The following is a 22339-nucleotide window of genomic DNA, read 5'->3' as shown; positions in this document are numbered from 1 at the left end:
AGTTTCCACCGACATAATAGGAGGCATGAACCCTCGCATTCTCGTGGTTGACGACGACGTAGCGCTGTCCGAAATGATCGGTATTGTTCTTGAGGGGGAGCAGTTTGAGCCCGTCTTTTGCAACGACGGGGCCGCGGCCATGGATATTTTCCGGGAGTCGCGGCCCGACCTCGTGCTGCTCGACGTGATGCTGCCCGGCCTGGACGGTATTGAGATCTGCCAGCTCCTGCGGCTCGAATCGGGTGTGCCCATCATCATGCTCACGGCCAAGACGGACACCACGGATGTGGTGCGTGGCCTCGAAGCCGGTGCCGACGACTACGTGGTCAAACCGTTCAACCCGGTGGAACTTGTTGCGCGTATCCGTACCCGTCTGCGCCCCGCGGCGGTCGAGGTGAGCGATGAGGTCAGGGTGGGCGACCTCACCCTGGATGTCGTCGGTCACGAGGTGCGCCGCGGGTCCGAGCGTATCAACCTCACCCCACTCGAATTTAATCTTTTACTCACGCTGGCCTCCAAACCGCAGCAGGTCTTCAGCCGTGAGGCACTACTGGAGCGTGTCTGGGGTTACCAGTACAAGGCCGATACTCGCCTGGTGAATGTCCATGTGCAGCGTTTGCGTGCCAAGGTCGAGAGAGACCCCGACCAGCCCATCATCGTCACAACCGTGCGCGGTGTGGGTTACCGGGCGGGCGCAGTCATCGAATGACCTCGCCGGTGGGGGAGCGGCTGAGTCGGTGGGGGGCGGCCACCCGGGCCACCCTGCGCAGCACCTGGCTGTCCTCACTCAAGGTGCGCACCATGACCATCACGGGTGTTGTCACGGCCATCGCCATTGTCCTGTGTGGCACCTACCTGTTGCTCAGTATCGGCGGAGACCTTTTTAACACCCGCAAAGACCAGGTGCTCGCCGACTCGGCACGGGCCACGGCCTCCGCTCAGCGACTTCTCGACGCTTCGGATGCCGCCGACCGCGTCTCGCTCAACAGCCTCGTGATCACCATGCGGGGTGCCATCCGGGACACCTCATCGAGCCAGCTCATTTCGCTTCAGCGGATGCCCGGCCAGAAATTTTCCTTCGACACCCCGCAAAACTTTGCGAGCGAGGGCCTCTCCGGCAACGTCATCACCGGCGAGCTGGTACAGGAGGTACGTGATGGCGAGGAGTCACAGTATTGGCAATCCGTCACCCTGACCAACGCGGATGGCTCCACCAGTGCCGGCATCGTCGTCGGTTCCCAGCTGGTGTTCCCCGGATCTGCCGGCATCTACGGTCTCTACATCGCCTACAGCCTTGCGGATGCCGAGCAGACTCTCGGCTATGTTCAGCGCACCATGCTCGTCACGGGTGTGCTGCTCATGGCCATGCTGGGCGTGCTCGTGTGGACGATCGTGCGGCTCGTCTTCCGCCCCATCCGGGTCGCCGCGGAGACGAGCCGTCGCCTGGCCCTGGGGGAGAGCCATGTGCGGATGCCCGAACAGGGGGATGAATCGTTCAATATCCTTTCCCAATCTTTTAACGAGATGGCCGACAGTCTGCAGAGTCGGATCAGTGATCTGGCTGAGCTCTCGACGATGCAGCAGCGATTTGTGTCCGATGTGTCGCACGAATTGCGCACCCCGCTCACTACCATCCGCCTCGCCGGTGACGTGCTGTACGCACAGCGCGGCGAGTTTAAACCGCCCACCGCGCGCACGGCCGAACTTCTGCACACTCAGGTGGACCGTTTTGAGCGTCTCCTCAACGACCTGCTCGAAATCTCCCGTTACGACGCCGGGTCGGTCACCCTGGAGCGCGACCCCACCAATCTGGTGCGCCTCGCTGAGGAAGAGGTTGAGGGCATGAGCAGCCTCGCCGAGAAGAGCGGTTCCACCGTCACACTCGTGGCCAACGGTGGATACCTGGACGCCGACCTCGACCCCCGCCGCATTCGCCGCATTGTCAACAATCTCCTGGGCAACGCCATCGAACACGGTGAGTCGAGACCCATCATCGTCACGGTTGATTCCAATGAGACGGCTGTCGCCCTGTCGGTCCGTGACTACGGTGTGGGGATGACTCCGGAGGCCGCCGAGCGTTCGTTCGACCGTTTCTGGCGGGCCGACCCCTCCCGCAAGCGCACGATTGGCGGCACGGGCCTTGGCCTCGCGATCTCGCTGGAGGATGCCGCCGCGCACGGCGGACGTCTGGAGGTATGGTCCGAGCTGGGCCACGGCACCTGCTTCCGCCTCACGCTGCCACGCATCGAGGGCACCGAGATCGTGCGCTCGCCGCTCCCGCTTGTTCCCGCCGACGAGGAGGATGCCGCCTACGCTGCAGTCATCCCCGCCCCCTCCAGCGCTACCGCCGAGGAGACCCCATGAGACGCCGTCTACACCGCGCCGGGATTGGCGTGTGTGCCGTCCTGCTGGCCGCTATTCTGGCCGGATGTCAGGTCGGCATTCCGCGGTCCGGAACGGTCTACCCCGGGCAGGGCGTTGACCCCGAGACGGAAGAATCGCTCATTTTTAACCCGGCCCGGCCCGTTCCGGGTGCCTCGCAGGAGGACATCGTGATCGGCTTTATCGCGGCAGCATCGAGCGCGACAAGCGACTACGCGATTGCCCGCGAGTTTCTGGCCCCCGGCCTCAGCACAACGTGGAACCCCCACGCCGGTGTGGTGATTGACTCGGGTCAGCGCCCCGTTACGCCCGAGGGCGACTCGGTGCGGATGACGCTCAACGCGGTCGCCTCGGTTGACGAGCACGGGACGATGCGTGCCGCCGGTATGGGCGGCGCGATCCAGTTGCATTTTGAGTTGCAGCGGGTGCTGGGGGAGTGGCGGATCAGCGTGGCTGAGGATGGCATCGTGCTCGATGAAGATATGTTCCCCAGCGTTTTCAACGAGCACTCACTGTATTTTCTCGCTCCCCAATCCCGGGTGCTGGTACCCGATCAGCGCTGGTTTCTCCGCGGCGCCACGACCGCTACGCGTATCGTCACCGAGTTGCTGGAAGGCCCGAGCGTGCTGTTGCGGGAGGGGGTTACCACGACGGCCTTCCCCGAGGGAACCGTGCTCGCGGCAAGTTCCGTTCCCGTCGTGTCCGGTCTCGCTCAGGTGGATCTCTCGCCCGAGGCGCTCACCGCCGAGACCCCCGCGTTGCGCATGATGCTGGCCCAGATAGAGACGAGTCTGTCTCGCGTGGCCGGGGTCACCCGAGCCTCCCTCTCCGTTGATCAGAGCGTGCTGCTGTCGGGCCCTGCCGACCCTTCGTGGGCGGAGCGCTACCCTCGCGTGCCCAGTAAGCCGATTGTGGTGTCCGACGGCACCTTTGGTGAGTTGGGGACGCAGCGGATCACGCCGTTCGGCAAACTCAGTAACATCGTGGTGGATGCCTCTGCCCGCGGTATTACGGTGTCGCGGGATCAGGCCACCGTCGTCTATGTCACTCCCGAGGGCGTCTTTTTTGCCACCAACACGGCCGCGACGCTCGCTGATAGTCGGCCGGGTCTGATCGACCCCACGCTCGACGGATACGGGTTTGTTTGGTCGGTGCCGCACGGTCAGCCGCGGGCCCTGCGGGTGAAGAATCAGGCGGGGGTGACGGCTGTGCCCCCTGCCCCCTGGTTGGATGCCGTCTCCATCGAGAAACTGCGGATCTCACGCGATGGCACCCGTTTGGTCGCGCTGTACGACCGGGGCGATGACTACGTTCTTGCCGTGTCCGGGGTTATCCGCGGGGCGGGTGGGATCCCGACGGCTTTTACCGAGCCCGTTGAGCTGGCGGTCTTCACCGAGAGGCCGGTTGATGTTGACTGGATCGACGAGAGCCAGATCGCCCTCGCCACGTCGTCATCGGGCTCGGCCAGCGTGGAGGTGCTGAGCGTGGGCGGTCGCAGCGAAAATCTGGGCCCCGCCTCCAGCATTGAGTCGATTGCCGGCGGTAACAGCATCTCGCAGCTGCGGGTGCTGGATTCCGACGGTGTGCTTCGTGAGTACCGAGGGTCGAGCTGGCAGGAGGTCGCGGTCGATATCACCGCCCTCGCCAAACGCGGATAGGCGGGTTCGGGGGTCTCCTCCACAGGTGGTGTGGTGCGCGATCTGTATACCGGTGACCGGTCATTGGGTGCTGGATACTCCGCCCCGGTGCATCCTGGAGTCATGACCCACTCCTCCAGCCCCCGCCCGCTCACGCCCCATACCGCCCGCGCGCTTTTCCGCGAGGCTGCTCTCGATATCGCCGCGCTGTGCGTGCCCACCCACTGCGTGCTGTGCGCGGCACCCGACCGCTCGCTCTGCCGTGGCTGCGCCACAGTCCTGCATCCCCGGCCAACGGCCCAGCGGCTTGCACCGTTGGTCCGACAGGGCCCCGCAGCCGGACCTCCCGCGCCACTCCCACCCGTCTTTTCTGCCTGTCCCTACACGGATGCCGTGCGTGGCGTGATCGTAGCTGTGAAGGAGCGTGGCCGCAGCGATGCCATCCCGGCTCTCGCCCGGCTCCTCGCGGAGGGTATCCTGGCGAGCGATGCTCTGGCCTGCGGTGCCCGGGAGAGCCGTCCGTCTCTGCCTCTGGTTGTGCCCCTGCCCTCCACACGGGCGAGCGAGCGGGCCAGAGGTTTCCGCCATATGGAATGTGCGGCCCGGGGTGCGATTCGGGTGCTTCGCCAGCGCGGGGGATACCGCCTGAGCCTGCGCCCCTGGTTGTGTTCCCGCCCCCGCCGAGACCAGGTGGGGCTGGGACGGGACGCGCGCATCCGCAATGTTACCCACACCATGAGCGCTTCGCCTCGGGTTCGTGGGTGCCGGGTGCTGCTTGTGGACGACCTCATTACCACCGGTGCAAGCGTGCGCGAGGCCTGCCGAGCCCTGCACGCAGCGGGTGCGCAGGTGGTGGGAATTGTCACCATCGCATATGCTCAGCGACATTCCAGTTAACCTGTTGTTGAACTCGTCGTCACCGGGTACCGTTAGGGAACAAGGAGCGAGACAATCGCCCACCAGAGGGCGATGAATCGCACGACAGGGAGGTCAATCGTGGAAGTTAACATCCGTGGTCGAAACGTTGGAATTACCGATCGCTTCGAAACTTATGCCCGGGCTAAGACCGATAAAATCTCCACTCTCGATGAACGCGCGCAGGTCCTTGAAATCAAGGTTTCCCGTCAGAGTGATCGCAGCCCCTCAAACGGCGACCGGGTTGAACTCACGCTTATCGGTCCCGGCCCCGTTGTGCGGGCGGAATCCGATGGGAGCGACAAATACTCTGCCTTTGATACCGCTATGGGTCGATTGATCGAGCGGATACGTCGCGCCAAAGACCGTAAGAAGGAGCGCCGCGGTCGCGGACGCACATCCCTGGGTGAGGCAGCCAACGCCGACTTCAGCGTGGTAGACATCACACCGGCGGATGTAGAGGTGATCGACCGAGTGAGCACCGGCTCTATCCCCGCTGTGTCCGACTCCGCGGCGGCAGGCGACGAGAGCTACAGTCCCGTTGTCATTCGCTCCAAGGAGTTTCCGGCCACCTACCTGACGGTCGAGGAGGCCGTTGACCAGATGGAGCTCGTGGGTCACGACTTTTACCTTTTTGTGGAGGTTCGGTCGCAGAAGCCCAGCGTGGTTTACCGCCGTAAGGGCTGGGACTACGGCGTCATCGGTCTGAACGATGCTGCCTCGGTCGGTGCGGTCGGGGGATAGCCCGCCACGAGACACCACCGCGGTCGTCGCTGCCCGGTCGTCCACCGACGGGGCGGCGACGACCGTTTCGCGTGTAGCGTGACCGGGCATCCGGAATTATGCACAATTCGTGCTTCCGTGCAGCGTTCACCCCGCTACCATTGGTAAAGTGGGCCGTCGCCGGTAGGCGATACGTCGTGAGGCGGACCTCGAGTCCCGTGTGGATGCGAGGCATGTGCCGCGCACACAACAAGATGGAGAAAATCGGTGGCATCAGTACTTGAAAAGGTGTTGCGAGTCGGCGAGGGTCGCACCCTCAAGCGACTGAGCAACATGGCCAAGGCAATCAACGCTCTGGAAGACAGCTTCAGCGAACTCACTGACGAGGAATTGCGCGACGAGACGGCGGATTTCCGTCGGCGATACGCCGCGGGCGAGACGCTTGACGATCTGCTTCCCGAGGCTTTCGCTGCCGTCCGTGAGGCCTCCAAGCGCACCCTCGGGCTGCGCCACTTCGATGTGCAGCTGATGGGTGGTGCCGCGCTCCACCTGGGCAATATCTCCGAGATGAAGACCGGTGAGGGTAAAACCCTCGTTGCTACACTGCCCGCATACCTCAACGCGATTGCTGGCGAGGGTGTGCATGTGGTCACGGTCAACGACTTCCTGGCGAGCTATCAGAGCGACCTCATGGGCCGCGTGTTCCGTGCCCTGGGGATGACCACCGGATGCATTATTTCCGGTCAGTCCCCCGCCGTGCGTCGCCAGCAGTACGAGGCGGACATCACGTACGGCACCAACAACGAGTTTGGTTTCGACTACCTGCGCGACAACATGGCCAGCAACGTTAAAGACATGGTTCAGCGCGACCACTTCTACGCGATTATCGACGAGGTTGACTCGATTCTGATTGATGAGGCGCGTACCCCGCTCATCATCTCCGGTCCCTCCTCTGGCGAGGCTAACCGCTGGTTCACCGAGTTTGCCTCAATCGCCAAGCGCCTGGAAGAGGGTGAAGACTTTGAGGTGGACGAGAAGAAACGCACCGTCGGCATCCTGGAACCCGGTATCGAAAAGGTTGAAGACTACCTCGGGATTAATAACCTGTACGAGTCGGCGAATACACCGCTCATCTCGTTTCTGAACAACGCCATCAAGGCGCGTGCCCTGTTCACTAAAGATAAAGACTACGTTGTGCTCAACGGCGAGGTCATGATCGTGGATGAGCACACCGGCCGTATCCTGTCGGGTCGCCGGTACAACGAGGGTATTCACCAGGCTATCGAGGCCAAAGAACGTGTCCAGGTCAAGGCCGAGAATCAGATGCTCGCGACCGTCACGTTGCAGAACTACTTCCGCCTCTACAAGAAGCTGGGTGGGATGACCGGTACGGCCGAGACCGAGGCCGCCGAGTTTATGAGCACCTACAAGCTGGGTGTGGTGCCGATTCCCACCAACAAGCCGATGGTGCGTAAAGACCAGGCCGACCTGGTATACAAGAACGAAGAGACCAAATTCGCCCAGGTGGTCAACGATATTGCCGAGCGTCACGAGGCGGGCCAGCCCGTTCTGGTCGGTACCACGAGCGTTGAGAAGAGTGAGTATCTCTCGCGCCTGTTGGCCAAGCGGGGCGTGCGACACGAGGTACTGAACGCTAAGAACCACGCCAGGGAGGCCGCGATTATTGCCCAGGCTGGACGCCTGGGTGCTGTCACGGTGGCCACTAATATGGCCGGTCGCGGGACAGACATCATGCTCGGTGGAAATGCGGAGTTCTTGGCGGTGAGCGAGATGACCGCCAAGGGTCTGAGCACCACCGAGACCCCCGACGAGTACGAGTTGGCCTGGGATGAGGTCTTTGACAGTGTCAAGGCTGCCGTCACGGAAGAGGCCGACAAGGTGGTCGAGGTGGGTGGACTCTATGTGCTGGGCACCGAGCGTCACGAGTCGCGCCGCATTGACAACCAGTTGCGCGGTCGGAGCGGACGTCAGGGTGACCCCGGCGAGAGCCGCTTCTACCTGTCGCTCACCGACGACCTGATGCGCCTGTTTAACGCGGGTGCGGCCCAGGCCCTGATGGCGCGCGGCAACGTGCCCGACGATATGGCGATTGAGTCCAAGATGGTGAGCAAGGCCATCCAGAGCGCGCAGTCGCAGGTGGAGGCGCGTAACGCCGAAATTCGTAAGAACGTGCTGAAGTATGACGATGTGCTGAGTCGCCAGCGTGAGGCGATCTATGGTGACCGCCGTCACATCCTGGAAGGCGACGATATCGAAGATCGTGTCCAGGGCTTCATGAATGATGTGGTGACGGCTGTGCTCGACGAGCATGCCGGTTCCGGCACCGGAGACGACTGGGACTTTGACGCCATGTGGACCGAGCTTAAGCAGCTCTACCCCATCTCTATTACGATCGATGAGGTGATCGAGGAGGCCGGTAGCAAGGGCAAGATTAACCGCGACTTTGTTCAGCGCGAGATCATGTCCGATGTGCAGGTGGCCTATCAGAACCGTGAGAAGACGCTCGGTTCCGAGGCTATGCGCGAGTTGGAGCGCCGTGTGGTGCTCTCGGTCGTTGATCGCCGCTGGCGCGATCACCTCTACGAGATGGAGTACCTCAAGGAGGGCATTGGCCTGCGGGCTATGGCTCAGCGTGACCCGCTTGTGGAGTATCAGCGTGAGGGTTTCGCGATGTTCCAGAACAGCATGGGTCAGATCAAGGAGGAGTCCATGGGTCTTCTCTTCAACCTGGAGGTTCAGGTCAAGCCCAAGGACGAGGCTGGCGTTGCTATTGAGGGCAAGGGGCTTGTGGCCGATGCCCCCAACCCACAGAAACTCAGCTACACCGCCCCGAGCGATGACGGCGGGGTTGAGGTGCGCAACGAGCGTGGCCAGGTGCAGAAGGCAGCAACGGCGAAAGCCCAGCGTGCCGCCCAGACCCAAGCCCCCCAGCCCGAGCAGCCCGCGGCTCGCGGTGCTTTTGGTCAGCAGGATGCGGCTCCGGGCAACCGGGCCGAGCGCCGCCGCCGAGCCAAGGACAGCTAGCGCATCGAGAGAGGTGCGTCGAGGGGCCGGTACTGCCGAGAGCGGTACCGGCCCCTCGACGGTGTTAACCGGTCGGTCGCGGGTGGTCAGCTAGACCAGGTCGCGCCAGTCGATTGCGTCGTCCGGGTCCTCGCCGAATGGCACCGGTTCGTGCTCCTCGTCGTTGATAGCGGGGGTGAGCGGGTCAACAAAGCGGCCGCTGGCATCCTCAACCGGAGGCGTGGTCGGCGCGGTGGTGGGTTCCGTAGTCGGTGATACCGCGGCGGTGGATCCAGTGGTGACACCGGAGTGGCTGGTGACCCTGGTCTCCTTGAGGGCTTTCTTGGCCGCCGCGGATGCCTTCTTGGCGGAGACGATCTCGACGGGCACGGTGTAGGTGCCGGTGGGCGGATTGTAGAGGCGGGCCTCGTCGCGATGGTGGGCTAAGACATCCCGAATGTAGCTTTCCACGGCCTCGGTCAGCGGGATGTCCCGCCCGGCCTTTTCGCTCTCAAACCAGCGATGCTCCAGTAACTGGTGGAAGATCTCGGCGGGTTGAAGCTTGCGGCGCATATCGCGGGGGATGGCCATGATGACGGGCTCAAACACGTCGGTGAGCCACTGGTGGGCGAGCATATCCTCGGGCAGGCCGGAGGTGCTGTGCCTGGCCACGTACTCGTCCAGGTCGTTCAGGAGTCGGCGGGCCTGGTTCTCTTGCGCATCCAAGCCGGTGAGACGGATGAGACGGCGCTGGTGGTGTCCCGAGTCCACCACCTTGGGCTGGATGTGCACGGTTGTTCCGGCACTATCGGTGGTGATCGACATCTCCTCGATGTCGAATCCGAGCTTGTTGAGTCGGCGCACACGCTCCCGGATGCGCCACGTCTCGTCACTCGCAAAGCTCTCGCTCTGGGTCAGCTCGGTCCACAGCGAGGTGTAGGTTTCCTGGAGCCGCTTGGCAATCTTGACCGGATCAATGCTCTCGTCGAGCCGTCCGCTGGCTTGCAGGTCGAGCAATTCGCCCGCGATGTTGATGCGGGCGATCTCCAGGTCGTGCTCGCGCTGCCCGTCCGAGAGGGAGCGGGCGACAAGTTTCCCCGTCTCGGCATCTACCAGGTAGGCGGCAAACGCGCCGGCGTCGCGCCGGAAGAGTGTGTTGGAGAGCGACACATCGCCCCAGAAGAAGCCGATGTTATGCAGGCGCACGAGCAGCAGGGTGAGGGAGTCCACGAGCCGGTTGGCGGTCTTTTTGCGCATTCGGCCGGAGAACAGGGCGCGATAGGGGAGCGAGAATGTGAGGTGCTTGGTGACGAGCACCGATTTGAGCGGCTCGCCCGTGCGGCTGAGCCGGTTGGTAATGCACGCGATGGGCTCCACGCACGGGATGTCGAGGCGCTGGAGCGTCATGAGCATCTCGTACTCGCCGCGCGCCATCTCGTCGGTGGTCTCCTTGACGGCGACGACGTGCCCGCTCAGGTGGGCGAAGCGCACCAGGTGGCGAGAGATTCCCTTGGGCAGCGCCGCGATGATCTCGTCGGGCCACTCGTCGAGCGGGAGCCGCCACGGGAGGTCGAGCAGGTTGGGGTCAACCCGCGCCGCCTGGATGTTGAGTGAACCGCTCATAGGTGTCCCTGTCGATGTCCGGCGCGGCCGCGCGGGTCCGCGAATGTGGGTAAAAACGCCGCTGGCGGGAGGCGCGGAGGTCCGCGTCCTCTCCGCCAGCGGTGAGTGGGTGTGCGTTAGTGACCCGCAGCCGGGTTGATCCGCTCGCCGCTCTCGGTGTTGAACAGGTGCACGTGGCTCTCTACCGGGTGAACATAGACCGTCTCACCAGCATTGGGGTGGTCGCGGCCGTCAACGCGGGCCACGATGTCGGTGCGTTTGCCCTCGACCTCGGAGTGGCCGTACAGGTAGCCGTCGGCCCCGAGCTCCTCCACCAGGTCAACCTGGACCTGGAGTCCCTTGCCCTCGATGGGAGAGATCTCAATGTCCTCGGGGCGTACCCCGATGGTGACGGAGGTGCCGGTCACCTTGGCAAGGGTTTCGCGCGGGGTGGCGAGCAGGGCCGTGCCAAACATCACGCCGTCCTCGGTCACATCGGCGGGGAACAGGTTCATCGCGGGGCTGCCAATGAACCCGGCCACAAATACGTTCTGTGGCGCGTCGAGCAGTTGGCGCGGTGTGCCGACCTGCTGGAGGATGCCGTCCTTCAGCACCGCGATCCGGTCGCCCATCGTGAGAGCCTCAGTCTGGTCGTGCGTGACGTAGACGGTGGTAACTCCCAACCGGCGCTGGAGCGAGGCGATCTGGGTGCGGGTCTGCACACGCAGCTTGGCATCCAGGTTGGACAGCGGCTCGTCCATCAGGAAGACCTGGGGCTGACGCACGATAGCGCGGCCCATGGCCACCCGCTGACGCTGACCGCCCGAGAGCGCCTTGGGCTTACGCGCGAGGTAGTCCTCGAGGTCGAGGAGTTTGGCCGCCTCGAGTACGCGGGCGGCGCGCTCCTCTTTACCCACACCGGCGATCTTGAGCGCAAAGCCCATGTTCTCGGCCACCGTCATGTGCGGATAGAGGGCGTAGTTCTGGAAAACCATGGCGATGTCGCGGTCTTTGGGTGCGATATCGGTGACATCCTTATCCCCGATCAGGATGCGACCACCGTTGACCTCTTCAAGGCCGGCGAGCATCCGTAGCGATGTGGACTTTCCGCAGCCGGAGGGGCCCACGAGAACAAGGAATTCGCCGTCCGCGATATCAAGATCGAGCGAGTCAACAGCGGGGCGAGGGGTGTTGGGGTACAGGCGGGTTGCTTTGTCATAGGTGACGGAAGCCATTTTTTCTCCTTCACCGGCAGGTACGTGCCGGACGATCCGTAGTGAATAGAAGTGCGTCGAGGACGTTCTCGGCACCCTCACAGTATGCCACCGGGTCGGGGTAAAATGGATTTTTTGCGATAACAGTTAGTCTTTTCGCAACTTGCCCCAGTAAAATCGGGAACATTATCGGGCCACTCGACACGTGGCCGCCTGCGCGAACACAATCATAGCCACCACAATCACTGCGATCAGATCGTCCCGCGCGATCACCGCGTCGCACTCACTCACACTCTATGGAGATATACACATGGTTAACGGCACCGAAGGCCGCCCCACCAAGAACGAGCGTCGCGAACGGGCCCGAATTCAGGCCAAACAGCAGCGTGAGAAGCAGCAGAAGCGGGAGAAGCGTAACCGGGTCTTCATTCAGAGTGGTGTCGTTGTCACCCTGCTGGCGATTGCGGCCGTTGTGACGCTCCTGATTGTGAACGCGGTGCAGCCTCCGGGACCGGGTCCGGCGAACATGGCCAGCGATGGAATTGTGATCGGTACCGATGGGGCCAATCTGACGGCTGTGCGTACCGACGCGCTGGGCCCCGACGAGAACCCGATCCCCTCGAAGCCTAACCGCGATAAAGACCCCATCGACATTGTCCTGTACGCCGACTACATGTGCCCCGGCTGTGGCCAGTTTGAGCAGACCAACGGCACGGTGATTCAGAACTGGGTGGGCAGCGGCGAGGCAACCCTCGAAATTCACCCGCTCGCCTTCCTCGACCGCATGTCCCTCGGTAGCAAGTATTCGAGTCGCGCGGCCAACGCTGTGGCCTGTGTGGCCGACACCGATCCCGACAAGTTTTTCCAGCTGCACAACACGCTGTTGAGTGCAGCTGTGCAGCCCGCCGAGAACACCAAGGGCCTCACCAACGATGAACTCTTGGAGCAGATCAAGGCTGCCGGCGTCAAGGTGGATGCCGCGATGAAGTCGTGTGTGAACGACCAACAGTTTGGCTCCTGGGTAACGGCTGCCACGCAGCGCGCCGGTACCGGGCCCCTGCCCAACACTGAGCTGGAGCGCGTGACGACCACGCCCACCGTCCTGGTAAACGGGGAGCGCTACGAGTCTGGCGCGTTTGAGGATCTGCTGCTCAAGCACGTGTCGGAGACCTCCGACTCCGCACAATAGCGAGGGTGCCTCCCGGACCGGTGGCGGCGAGGTGTCGCCACCCACCGGTCCGGCAGGCTATAATTGACGCTTGTATGCCGACTTGGCGCAATTGGTAGCGCAACGCTCTTGTAAAGCGTAGGTTGCGGGTTCGAGTCCCGCAGTCGGCCCCAGTAGCCCCGGAATCACCCGATTCCGGGGCTTTTTCGTGTGCTATCGCCGTCTAGTGAGCGCGGTCACCCTAAACTGACGGTTATCGTCGGCCAGATCGGCTGACACGATATTGTCCGCAGATAGTGTGTAGGTGTCGGCTAGGGCGCGATATATTGCGGTGCGGGAGCCTAAGCTCTGGTCCGCCTCCCGGCCGACCGTCACGCTGTCGATGTCCTGCCCACTGGCATCCGTCACATGGATGACCCACCCCTTGGGCTGAGACGTTTCGCCGTAGCGCTGGGTGGCCAGGGCGCTGAGTACCTCATTGTCAGTCATGGGGTCAGGGTATGTGTCCCCCTCCTTTTCGTGAAGGGGGTTGCGCTGGTAGCCAGCGGCGGTTCGCGATGTTGTGAGAAAGGTGCGCCGATGCGGGGGATAACCCCCGATAACAATCGGTAGGCACCCGTCTATCCGCCCCCGCGTATCCTCAGTAGATTTGAGAGCGTGAAGAAAAAACTAGTATTCCCCCTGATAGCGGCGGCAGATCTCGCGGTGGACGCGGTGGTGATGGCCGTTGTGACCGCCGTCTTATTCACTCTCATCACGGTCGGGGCGAGTCTCATTGTTGTGCTCGGTATCGGCCTCGTGATGATTGCCCTGTGCATCCCGATTGTGCGGGGGGTGGCCTTCGAGGAGCGCCGCCGGGCAGCAGGCGTGTACAGCATCAACATCCCGGAGGTGCTCCGCGTGCGCTCGCGGAGCACCTCCGGCTGGCGCTGGCTGCACCAGCTGTGGGTGGACCTGACCCAGGCGTGGTTCTGGCGTGCGGTGGCTTTTATCCTGGTGAGCGCGATCCTGGCGTTTATTGCCGGGGTTACCTCCCTCGCGCTGGTGGGTGCCGGGTTCGCCTTCGGTATGACGTCGAATCGCCAGGGCACCCCGCTTCGGGTGCTGACCCAGTTCTTCGGCATCGACAGCTTTCCGCTCTGGCTCGGGGCGACCCTGGGTATTCTCTCGGTTCTCCTCGCCATCGGCATTGTCATCGGGTACGGCCTGCTGGACCGGTTGTTGGTCCCGCTGCTGCTCGGACCGACCCGTGCCGACCTGCTCCGGGCGGATGTTTCGGAGCTGGCCGAGGCCCGTGAGAGCGCGGTGAGCGCCGCTGCCGGAGACCGGATGCGCGTGGAGCGCGACCTGCACGACGGCGTCCAACCTCGTCTTGTCTCGGTCGCGATGACCCTCGGCATGGCCAAGAACAAGTTTGACTCGGAACCCGAGAAGGCCAGGGAACTCATCGGCCTGGCACACAGCGAGACGAAAAACGCGATTACCGAGCTGCGTCAGCTGGCCCGCGGCATTCACCCGGCCGTTCTCACCGACCGCGGGTTGGATGCGGCCCTCTCCGCCCTGGCCGCCCGTTGCACCGTCCCCTCAACGATCTCCGTGGAGCTGCCGGGTCGCGCCACCCCCGAGGTGGAGGCTGTGGTGTACTTCAGTGTTGCCGAGGCCCTCACCAATGTGGATAAGCACTCCACCGCCAGTCGCTGTAGCGTGCAGGTGTACCGGGTGGGTGACCGGGTTGCCGCCGTGGTGACCGACGATGGCGTGGGCGGAGCCTGCGTGCGGGATGGCCTTGCGGCCTCCGGTCTGGCGGGTATTCGTGACCGCGTCCAGGCAGCCGGCGGCGAGTTCCGCCTGGCGAGTCCCGAGGGTGGCCCCACGACCCTCACCGTGCAGGTGCCCTGGCGCACCCCCGAAGAGACTACGGAGGTGTTGTAACCGTGCGGATTGTGATTGCCGAAGACTCCGTTTTGCTGCGGGTGGGTCTCGAACATTTGCTCGTGGATGCCGGGCATGAGGTGGTGAGCGCCGTCGATAACGCCAAAGATCTACTGGCGGCCGTGACCGTGCACAATCCCGACCTTGCGATTGTGGATGTGCGAATGCCGCCCACCTTCAGCGACGAGGGTATCCGAGCGGCGGCCGTTATTCGTTCCCAGAACCCGCAGGTGCGTGTGTTGGTGCTCTCGCAGTACGTCGAGGAACGGTATGCCGCCGAATTGATTGGTGATAACACGGGTGGCCTCGGCTACCTCCTCAAGGATCGAGTTGCAGATGTGGACGAATTCCTCTCAGCCGTTGACAACGTGGGTGCGGGCGGTACGGTGCTTGACCCCGAGGTGGTGGCGCAGATCGTGGTGAGATCGAGACGAACATCCGGCCTCGAATTGCTCACCCCCCGGGAGCGGGAGGTGCTCAAGCTGATGGCCGAGGGCCGGTCCAACGCGGCCATCGCTGCGAGCCTCGTGGTGGGGGAGGGTGCCGTCGAGAAGCATGTCAGCTCCATCTTCAGCAAGCTCGGCCTCGCTCCCGTCGAGACGGAAAATCGCCGCGTTCGCGCCGTCCTTCGCTACCTCGGAAGCGACGCATAATGACACAACCGTTTGATACTGAAAGGTTCCCCGTGAACACCATGACCCCGTCGGCACCGCAGTCCCAGGGTGGATTCCCGTCCGCCGGTCCCGATTCTCCGCCAGCCCCCGCCGCATCCACACCCTCCGACGGACCTAACCCCTGGAAAGTCGCCACCCTCCTGGTGGGGTCTGTGATTGCGATTGGCGCGATCGTGAGTGTGGCCTTCACCGGGTTTGTCGGCGGGCAATTTTCCCGCTACAACACGACCGTGCCGATCACCGAGAAGGTGCTAAACGTGAGCGTTTCGGCCGAGATCGCGGATGTTCGGGTGGAGCGGTCCGCCGGTATCACGCAGGCACAGGTCCGCTACGACACCCTCGGTTTCGGTCGTGACGAGCAGCCCGGCCAGATGATCAGCATCGAGGTTGTGGACGGAACTCTGCGGGTGACCGTGCCCAGCCGCAGCGGGGGTGCCTTCTGGAACCGCGATTACGTTTCGGATATTCGTGTCGAACTGCCCGCGGACGATGCCGCCCTCGAATCGGTTCGGGTGGATGGCAATGTGGGCAGTGTGCGCGTCTCGACCGACGTGACCGACGTTGATGTGACGACCCAGGTGGGGGACATCCGTATCGAGACCGAGACGAAACCCGAGACCGTCCGCGCGGTCACCGAGGTGGGCACCGTGCGAGTGCTTGTGCCCACGGGCACGTACAGCGCTGTGGTGGAGAGCGACATTGGCGGGGCGCGGGTGAGCGGGATTGTTGTCGATCCGGCGGCCCCCCGCTCCATCCTGGTCACATCAAACGTGGGCGATGTGCGGGTTGATGCGGTCGGCGGTTAACTCCGCCTGCGCTAGGCAAACGCCCCCACGCCCGTCACATCGCGGCCTACGAGGAGGGCCTGCATACTCTCGGTTCCCTCGTAGGTGTGCAGCGCCTCCACGTCTGCGAAGTGGCGGGCCACGTTGTTTTCCAGCAGGATGCCGTTGCCGCCCAGCATATCCCGCGCGATCTGCCCGATCAGTCGGGCCTTGCGGGTGTTGTTGTACTTGGCGAGCGAGGCTTGCGCGGGAGTGATGGTGCCCGCCGCCTCCCTCGTTGTGAGGGCGAGGCAGTGCAGCTGCATGGAGGTCAGCTCGGCGAGCATCTCGGTCAGCCGCTCCTGCACCATCTGGAACGCCGCGAGCGGCTTGCCAAACTGGGTGCGTTGCGTGGCGTAGCTGAGCGCCGCCTCGTACATCGCGGTTGCGTGGCCGAGTGCGCCCCAGGCCACCCCCAGGCGGGTGGCAAACAGGATGCGCGCGGTGTCCTTAAAGGAGCGCGCACCGGGCAGGATGGCGGAGGCCGGTACCCGGACATTCGTGTAGGTGATGAGGGCCTGATGGATGGCCCGCAGCGAGATTTTTCCGCGAATGGTCTCAGCCGTGTAGCCGGGGGTGTCTTGCGGCACGAGGAAGCCGCGCACATTGCCCTCCTCATCTCGGGCCCAGGTGATCGTGATGTCACCGACCGAGCCGTTGCCGATCCACTTCTTGGAGCCGTTGATGACCCACTCGTCACCGTCGCGCACCGCGGCGGTTTCGAGCGAGACCGAGTCGGATCCGTGGGCAGGCTCGGTGAGGGCAAACGCGCCCAGTTTTTCGCCGCGGGCGAGCGGTACGAGCCACTCAGCCTGCTGCTCGGGGCTGCCAAACAGGGCGATGCTGCGCAGCGCGAGACCGGCCTGCACCCCCGCGATGGTTCCGAGTGAGCCGTCGCCGCGGGAGAGTTCCATTGTGGCGAGGCCGGCGGCGAGCGGGCTGATCGTGGTGAGTCCGGGGCCCGCCACGCCGTCGTTGAGCAGGCCGTGTGCGCCCAGGGTGCGGACCCAGCTCAGCGGGTACTCGCCCGCATCCCAGGCGCTGTTGACCTCGGGCAGGATCTCGGCGACGCAGGCCCGGGCGCGCTGCCAGACCGTGCGGTCGGCGGCGGGTACGCTGTCGAAAATGCCGTAGTAATCGGTGTCGAGGGGTAGGTCGAGGGTGTATTCAGCCATGATTGGGAAGCTCCTGTGATTCACAAGTGGATGCTGGTCGGGCCAGTCTAGGGCGTCAGTGGTGGTGACGGGCGAGTTGTGGGGATGCGGCAATGATCGTGGGCCGCGGCCACTTATAGTGAGGGGATGACCACAAAATCCTCCACCACTCCGTTGTGGGTCGCAATCCTCGCCGTGATGGGCTGCGGCGCTCTTGTCGCGATTCAGACCCGAATTACCGGTCAATTGGGCCTCGGGCTGGGGGACGGGTTTGTCGCCGCTACGTACTCGTTCAGCTCCGGGCTTGTCGTGATGCTGATCTGTCTGCTGCTGAGTCGGCCGGCGCGCGCCGGGCTACGGTCGCTGTGGGTGGGCATCCGCGCGGGAGAGTTTCCGGTGTGGGCTGCGCTCGGCGGGTCGGCCGGGGCGTTTCTGGTGCTGTCGCAGGGGGTTGCCGCGGGCATCCTGGGGGTCGCCCTGTTCACGGTCGGGGTTGTGGCTGGCCAGACGAGCTTCGGCGTGCTGCTCGACTACTGGGGTATTGGTCCGTCGGGGAAAATCTCGCCCACGCGTCGCCGGTTGGCGGGCGTCCTGCTGTGTCTCGTGGCGGTGGTGATCACGGTGAGCGGGCAGCTGTCCCATGCGGGTGAGCTCGTCTGGTTCATCATGCCGCTCATTGCGGGTTTTGGTACCGCGTGGCAGCCCGCCGTGAACGGGCGGGTGCGGGCGCAGACCGGCAGTGCGGTGACGGCTACATTTGTGAACTTCCTGGTGGGCACGGTGATTCTGCTCGTGGTGACGACCGCGCGCGCCGTCTTTGTGGGTCTGCCCGAGAGCATCCCCACCGCACCGTGGCTGTACACGGGCGGCGTTATTGGCACGATTTTTATCGGGGGGATGGCCGTTTTTGTCAAGCGAACCGGTGTGCTTCTTCTGGGTCTGGCGAGTGTGAGTGGCCAGCTGTGCTGCTCGCTCATCCTGGACCTGGCGCTGCCCGTCGGCACGGTGGCCGTGTCGCTGGGCACGATTGTGGGCGTGGCGGTTGCGCTGGTGGCTGTGCTCGTGTCGAGCGCTCCGGCGCGCAACATCCGCAGCGCATAGAGGTTACAGGTGGGTGAGAAACTTCTCGGCGTTGACGGTCTTGCGTGGCCGTCCGTCTTTCTCCTTCGAGGGTTTGCCGCCCACGTAGAGCCAGCCCAGGAGCCGTTCGGTTTTCGCCAGCCGGTGTGCCCGGTGCACAGCTTTGGCCCGCGTGTACGAGCCGGTGCGCCAGATGGTACCCCAGCCCGCATCGTCGAGCAGGAGCATGAGCGCGTGTGCGACCCCGGAGGCCACGGCCTCCTGCTCCCAGTCGGGCACCTTCCCGCTGGACTGCGGTGAGTACACCACGGCTAGCAGGAGTTCGGCCCGCTGGGTCTTGCGGGCGTATCCCTCTACCACCCCGGCCGTGTTCTTCTTCGTGTGCGTGCCCTTCTTCTTGGCCTCGGCCTGGGCAAATGATTGGGCGAGAGCGAGCCGTGCATCCCCCCGGATTTCGATCACCCGCCACGGGTGTAACGAACTGTGGTCGGCGACGCGTCCGGCCGCCTCAATGAGGTGTAGCAGTTCGTCACGGTCAGGGGTGTCGGCGGTGACTTTTGAGCAGGACCGGCGGTTACGGACGGCGTCGTAAACGCTACTCATTGGTTGTCGTCTGATCGGCGGCCTCAGCAAAGTTGAGCGAGAGCGAGTTCATGCAGTATCGGTTGCCGGTTGGCGTGCCAAAACCGTCGGGGAAGACGTGGCCCAGGTGCGAGCCGCAGCGCGCGCAGCGCACCTCGGTGCGGGTGGTGCCGAGACTGTGGTCGTCGAGAAGTTCGACGGCTTCGGGGCGCACCGACTCGTAGAAGCTGGGCCAGCCGCATCCCGAGTCGAATTTGGTGCCCGCGGTGAAGAGTTCGTTGCCGCAGGCGGCGCAGGTGTAGAGACCGGACCTCTTCTCGTCGAGAAGTTCACCGGTGCCGGGTCGTTCGGTTCCGGCCTGGCGGAGGATCTGGTACTGCTCGGGGGTGAGGCGGGCGCGCCACTCGTCGTCGCTCAGGCTGACCTCGTATGCCATGAAAATACTCCTTATGTTATGTGGGATACCCCACACCGCGTATCAGTCCAGTGTAGGTCGCGTTCGCCCTCCGCCGGGTGGCTCGCCTCTTCTGTGGGGTCGCGGGGGAGAGGTTGCTGGTTTTTGACAGGTCCTCTGAAATTAGGCTAGGCTTGGCTTCCTTTTCTCTGTAAAACTACGAGGGACACAAACAAAGGATTTTTATCGTGGGTGCCGAGTGTGTGCGTGACCGACAGGGCAGAACTCCCCGCGGCCGAACGTGGGGCCTGGTCGCTCTTCTTCTGGCCTCCGGTGGATTCCTGAGCGCGATGGGGATGTCCGCACCGTTACCAGCCGTCGCCGAGACGGCAGAGACCGGCTGCCCCGTCAGCGCGGGCACCCTTACCTGGGGAGTCAAAGAGAGTTTTCGCGCCTACATTAGCGGTACGATTGCCAACGGCTCGTGGGAGGTCGCCGATGGGGCCACCTACACGACACCCACCTTCGGGTGGAGCAACCCCGCCGGTGGCTTCAGTGAGAAGACGGGCAGCGGCACGGCATCCTTTACCGGATCTATTCGGTTCACCGGGCACGACGACATCCTTAACCTGACTCTCGCCAACCCCCAGATCGAGGTGGTCTCACCCACCGAGGCGTATCTCCTGCTCGACCTGCGGAGCAACGACCCCGAGGGTAACGAGTCGGTTCGGGAGACGGCCGTGCGCGCGGCCACCCTGGAGCTCACTGCGCCGCTGGAGATCTCCTCCGGCAACACCGTCACCCGGGAGAGGGTCGCCGCCACACTCACCGAGCCCGGGGTTGTCGCGTTCGCCGAGTTCTATGAGCAGGGGGCTGATCTGGATCCCCTCAACTTTTCGCTCACATTTGGGCCGTGTCCTGCCGCGTCAGAGGCTCCCGGCGTCGCACCCAGCGCGATGCCGGGCAACCTGGAGAATGACACCCCCACGACCTCGCCCCCGTTCGGAATCTGGGTGCTTGTGGGGGGTGTGCTAATCGGCGGCGGTGCTGCGGTTATCGTGTGGCGGCGTCGGGCGCGTAGATAGCCCGAGCCAGGGCGTCAACGGCCTCCGCGGTGCGGGGGCCAAACGTCATAATGTCGTTATCGGCCATATCGATGATGTTGAGGTTTTTCCCCGCGTTAGTGAGGGCAACCGCTTCGAGCGAGTCCACTAATCCCTGTGGTCCGCCCACGCTGTCGAGACCCTTCGTCATCACGAGCAGCAGATCGGGGTTGGCCTCGATCAGGGCCTCGTCGGTCATGGGTTTCTCGCCCACCCAGCCGATCTCTGAGGCCACATCAACGCCACCCAGGGCGGCAATCAGATCATCAGCCCCCGAGCCCGCGCCAAAGAGATAGTAGATGCGTGACGTTCCGCGGAGGTAAAGAAAGGCGATGCGCGGCTTATCGGCGTTATCCGTCGGTGCGAGCGCGGCTATCTGCTCCTGCACACGCGTGATGTCGGTCGAGATGCTGTCGGCCAGGGTGTCGCCTGCCGCGGCATCCCCGAGAGCCTCTGCCACCTGGTGTGCCTTCGAGACGGCGCCATCGAGCGAGGGGTCCCGATCGATGAAGACGAGCGGGATCCCGGCATCCCGCAGCTGCAACACCACGTCGAGCGGGCCGATCGTGCCGTCGGTGATGACGATGGTGGGGTTGAGCGCGAGCACACTCTCCACGTTGATCGAGTGGCTGCTGCCCGTGACCACCGGAAGGTTCTGGGCGGCGTCGAACGAGGTGGTGACGTCCCGACCCACCATGCTGTCTCCGTAACCGAGGGCAAAGACGGTCTCGCCGATAGCTCCCGCAATGTCGAATGCAATGATGCGCGAGGTATCCGTAACGGTGACCCGCTGATCACCGGCAGGGTCGCGTGAGGTTACGGTGGTGGGGAGGCTCTGGCGGCCCGATGGTACCCTCGGGGTCACCGTGTGATCCGGGAGGGCGGCTGTGCACGGGCCGGAGCCCACGCGCGGGTCGCCGACGGGGACGAGTTCGCTGAGGGGTGTGGTGAACGACTGTGCGCTGGTGCAGGCCGGGCGGGTTACCGCTGTGGTCGTGCCGGGCGCGGGGTTTGTGGTGCTGCACGCGGTGAGGCCGAGGAGGGTGACCAGGCCGAGAGAAGCGAGCGCGCGAATGCGCGACAGTGAGTTCATGGGTGTGACACCTTACGACAGTCGAGTGAGGCCATCCTAATAGACCGTTCTGCAAGCTGTCAGCGAGCTGCCAGGCCTCTGCTATGTTTTCCGTCTACGCTGAGTGGGTTTCCCGGGGCACGTTGAGACACGGCCGGGGATGGGCGATACTATCGGAGTTGGAAACGCAAAAAAGAGACGGAACCCCAAAAGCAATGGCACGAAACGGTAACGACAAGCACCTTGTGAGTAGCCGCGGTTCCGCCACCTCTTCGGGGCACCGATCCAACTCCATCAACGTGCTCCAATCCGACGAGGATCCGTTCGAGAAACCCCAGATGGGTAAGCGGGTAGGAGTGCACCGCTCGGCGTCCCGACGCGGCACGAAGTGGATCCGCTTCATGTGGGCTGCCCTAGCCACGATTGTCCTGGCGGTTGGTGGCATCCTCTACCTGGCGATTGGTGAGGGCAACCTGAACCTGTCCATTCCTGGCTCCACCGCACAACCGACGGCGGTCGAAGAGACCCCCGCTGCCGATGCCGTGGTGAGCCCCGACACCTCCATCACGATCCTGAACGGTACCTCCGACATCACCCTCGGTGACGAGACCTCCGCCTTCATTACCGCAGGTAGCCTGGGTGAGGTGACCTACTCGGGCAGTAACACCACCGAGGATGTTGAGATCAGCGCCGTGTTTTACGTCAACGCCGCCGACGAGGGCCTCGCACGGGGTCTGGCCGAGAAACTGGGCGGCCTGCAATACTACCTTTCCGCCGATTACAGCGAGTTCGGTTCACAGCTCATCGTGCTCTTGGGCTCCGACTTTCAGGTGCCCACGCAGTAGCGAGTAGACAGGGG

At 63.8% G+C, this 22339-nt stretch carries 20 protein-coding genes and 1 tRNA gene; 14 read left to right on the top strand and 7 right to left on the bottom strand.

What is annotated here, in order from left to right; all coding sequences use genetic code 11:
* The first annotated feature begins 25 nt into the window (after window positions 1-25).
* The 6 genes from mtrA (at window position 26) to secA (ending at window position 8702) form a co-directional block, all read left to right on the top strand.
* Entirely contained in the window at window positions 26-709 is a 684-nt protein-coding gene (gene mtrA / locus FB466_RS02265) for an MtrAB system response regulator MtrA (protein WP_141915505.1), read from the top strand.
* Window positions 706-2364 (top strand): MtrAB system histidine kinase MtrB, encoded by a 1659-nt coding sequence (gene mtrB, locus FB466_RS02260; protein WP_141915504.1) that lies wholly within the window; start codon window positions 706-708, stop codon window positions 2362-2364. Before mtrA ends, mtrB begins: the two co-directional genes overlap by 4 nt.
* Window positions 2361-4040, top strand: coding sequence for an LpqB family beta-propeller domain-containing protein (locus tag FB466_RS02255; RefSeq protein WP_170205984.1), 1680 nt, complete (start codon window positions 2361-2363; stop codon window positions 4038-4040). Before mtrB ends, FB466_RS02255 begins: the two co-directional genes overlap by 4 nt.
* Before the next feature lie 102 nt (window positions 4041-4142).
* On the top strand, window positions 4143-4916 hold the full coding sequence (locus tag FB466_RS02250; protein ID WP_141915500.1) for a ComF family protein: 774 nt from the start codon (window positions 4143-4145) through the stop codon (window positions 4914-4916).
* A 99-nt stretch (window positions 4917-5015) separates the two neighbouring features.
* On the top strand, window positions 5016-5678 hold the full coding sequence (hpf, locus tag FB466_RS02245) for a ribosome hibernation-promoting factor, HPF/YfiA family (RefSeq protein WP_141915498.1): 663 nt from the start codon (window positions 5016-5018) through the stop codon (window positions 5676-5678).
* A 246-nt stretch (window positions 5679-5924) separates the two neighbouring features.
* Window positions 5925-8702 (top strand): preprotein translocase subunit SecA, encoded by a 2778-nt coding sequence (gene secA / locus FB466_RS02240; RefSeq protein ID WP_141915497.1) that lies wholly within the window; start codon window positions 5925-5927, stop codon window positions 8700-8702.
* Between the two features lie 90 nt (window positions 8703-8792).
* On the opposite strand, the gene FB466_RS02235 is transcribed toward secA, so the two are convergent.
* Both FB466_RS02235 and FB466_RS02230 read right to left on the bottom strand, forming a co-directional pair.
* Complete coding sequence (locus FB466_RS02235; RefSeq protein WP_141915495.1) at window positions 8793-10304, bottom strand: DUF4032 domain-containing protein; 1512 nt, start codon at window positions 10302-10304, stop codon at window positions 8793-8795.
* Window positions 10305-10420: 116 nt separating this feature from the next.
* Window positions 10421-11518 (bottom strand): ABC transporter ATP-binding protein, encoded by a 1098-nt coding sequence (locus FB466_RS02230; protein ID WP_141915493.1) that lies wholly within the window; start codon window positions 11516-11518, stop codon window positions 10421-10423.
* Window positions 11519-11807: 289 nt separating this feature from the next.
* Between FB466_RS02230 and FB466_RS02225 the strand changes: the two genes are divergently transcribed.
* Together FB466_RS02225 and FB466_RS02220 are read left to right on the top strand one after the other, a co-directional pair.
* The gene (locus tag FB466_RS02225) at window positions 11808-12686 is read left to right on the top strand and encodes a DsbA family protein (protein ID WP_141915492.1); all 879 of its coding nucleotides are present in this window, start codon (window positions 11808-11810) and stop codon (window positions 12684-12686) included.
* A gap of 76 nt (window positions 12687-12762) precedes the next feature.
* Window positions 12763-12838, top strand: a tRNA-Thr gene (locus tag FB466_RS02220).
* 40 nt (window positions 12839-12878) lie between these two features.
* On the opposite strand, the gene FB466_RS02215 is transcribed toward FB466_RS02220, so the two are convergent.
* On the bottom strand, window positions 12879-13154 hold the full coding sequence (locus FB466_RS02215) for a hypothetical protein (protein WP_141915490.1): 276 nt from the start codon (window positions 13152-13154) through the stop codon (window positions 12879-12881).
* 168 nt (window positions 13155-13322) lie between these two features.
* Between FB466_RS02215 and FB466_RS02210 the strand changes: the two genes are divergently transcribed.
* Genes FB466_RS02210 through FB466_RS02200 form a run of 3 tightly spaced genes read left to right on the top strand, consistent with a single transcriptional unit; the run spans window position 13323 to window position 16077 of the window.
* Window positions 13323-14597 (top strand): sensor histidine kinase, encoded by a 1275-nt coding sequence (locus FB466_RS02210; RefSeq protein ID WP_141915488.1) that lies wholly within the window; start codon window positions 13323-13325, stop codon window positions 14595-14597.
* Between the two features lie 2 nt (window positions 14598-14599).
* Window positions 14600-15250, top strand: a complete 651-nt coding sequence (locus tag FB466_RS02205) for a response regulator (protein WP_141915487.1) — start codon at window positions 14600-14602, stop codon at window positions 15248-15250.
* Window positions 15251-15282: 32 nt separating this feature from the next.
* A complete protein-coding gene (locus FB466_RS02200; protein ID WP_141915485.1) occupies window positions 15283-16077 on the top strand; it encodes a hypothetical protein in 795 nt (264 codons plus the stop codon).
* Window positions 16078-16088: 11 nt separating this feature from the next.
* Here FB466_RS02200 and FB466_RS02195 read toward each other — a convergent pair whose 3' ends face one another.
* Window positions 16089-17270 carry an acyl-CoA dehydrogenase family protein gene (locus FB466_RS02195; protein WP_141915483.1) on the bottom strand — a complete coding sequence of 394 codons (1182 nt, stop codon included), beginning with the start codon at window positions 17268-17270 and terminating at the stop codon, window positions 16089-16091.
* 126 nt (window positions 17271-17396) lie between these two features.
* Between FB466_RS02195 and FB466_RS02190 the strand changes: the two genes are divergently transcribed.
* Window positions 17397-18350 (top strand): DMT family transporter, encoded by a 954-nt coding sequence (locus FB466_RS02190; protein ID WP_141915481.1) that lies wholly within the window; start codon window positions 17397-17399, stop codon window positions 18348-18350.
* 3 nt (window positions 18351-18353) lie between these two features.
* On the opposite strand, the gene FB466_RS02185 is transcribed toward FB466_RS02190, so the two are convergent.
* Complete coding sequence (locus FB466_RS02185; RefSeq protein ID WP_141915479.1) at window positions 18354-18932, bottom strand: nitroreductase family protein; 579 nt, start codon at window positions 18930-18932, stop codon at window positions 18354-18356.
* The gene (msrB, locus tag FB466_RS02180) at window positions 18925-19347 is read right to left on the bottom strand and encodes a peptide-methionine (R)-S-oxide reductase MsrB (RefSeq protein ID WP_141915477.1); all 423 of its coding nucleotides are present in this window, start codon (window positions 19345-19347) and stop codon (window positions 18925-18927) included. The genes FB466_RS02185 and msrB overlap by 8 nt, the downstream gene beginning before the upstream one ends.
* A 206-nt stretch (window positions 19348-19553) precedes the next feature.
* Between msrB and FB466_RS02175 the strand changes: the two genes are divergently transcribed.
* The gene (locus tag FB466_RS02175; protein ID WP_141915476.1) at window positions 19554-20390 is read left to right on the top strand and encodes an HtaA domain-containing protein; all 837 of its coding nucleotides are present in this window, start codon (window positions 19554-19556) and stop codon (window positions 20388-20390) included.
* Here FB466_RS02175 and FB466_RS02170 read toward each other — a convergent pair.
* Window positions 20359-21501 (bottom strand): heme/hemin ABC transporter substrate-binding protein, encoded by a 1143-nt coding sequence (locus tag FB466_RS02170; protein WP_141915474.1) that lies wholly within the window; start codon window positions 21499-21501, stop codon window positions 20359-20361. The two genes, FB466_RS02175 and FB466_RS02170, sit on opposite strands and share 32 nt — an antisense overlap.
* 194 nt (window positions 21502-21695) lie before the next feature.
* Here FB466_RS02170 and FB466_RS02165 point away from each other — a divergent pair, with 194 nt between their 5' ends.
* Entirely contained in the window at window positions 21696-22325 is a 630-nt protein-coding gene (locus tag FB466_RS02165) for a LytR C-terminal domain-containing protein (RefSeq protein ID WP_170205983.1), read from the top strand.
* The last annotated feature ends 14 nt before the right edge of the window (window positions 22326-22339 follow it).

Source organism: Klugiella xanthotipulae, from assembly GCF_006716695.1.
GTDB classification, from domain to species: domain Bacteria; phylum Actinomycetota; class Actinomycetes; order Actinomycetales; family Microbacteriaceae; genus Klugiella; species Klugiella xanthotipulae.
This window is presented reverse-complemented; position numbering and strand designations above follow the sequence as displayed.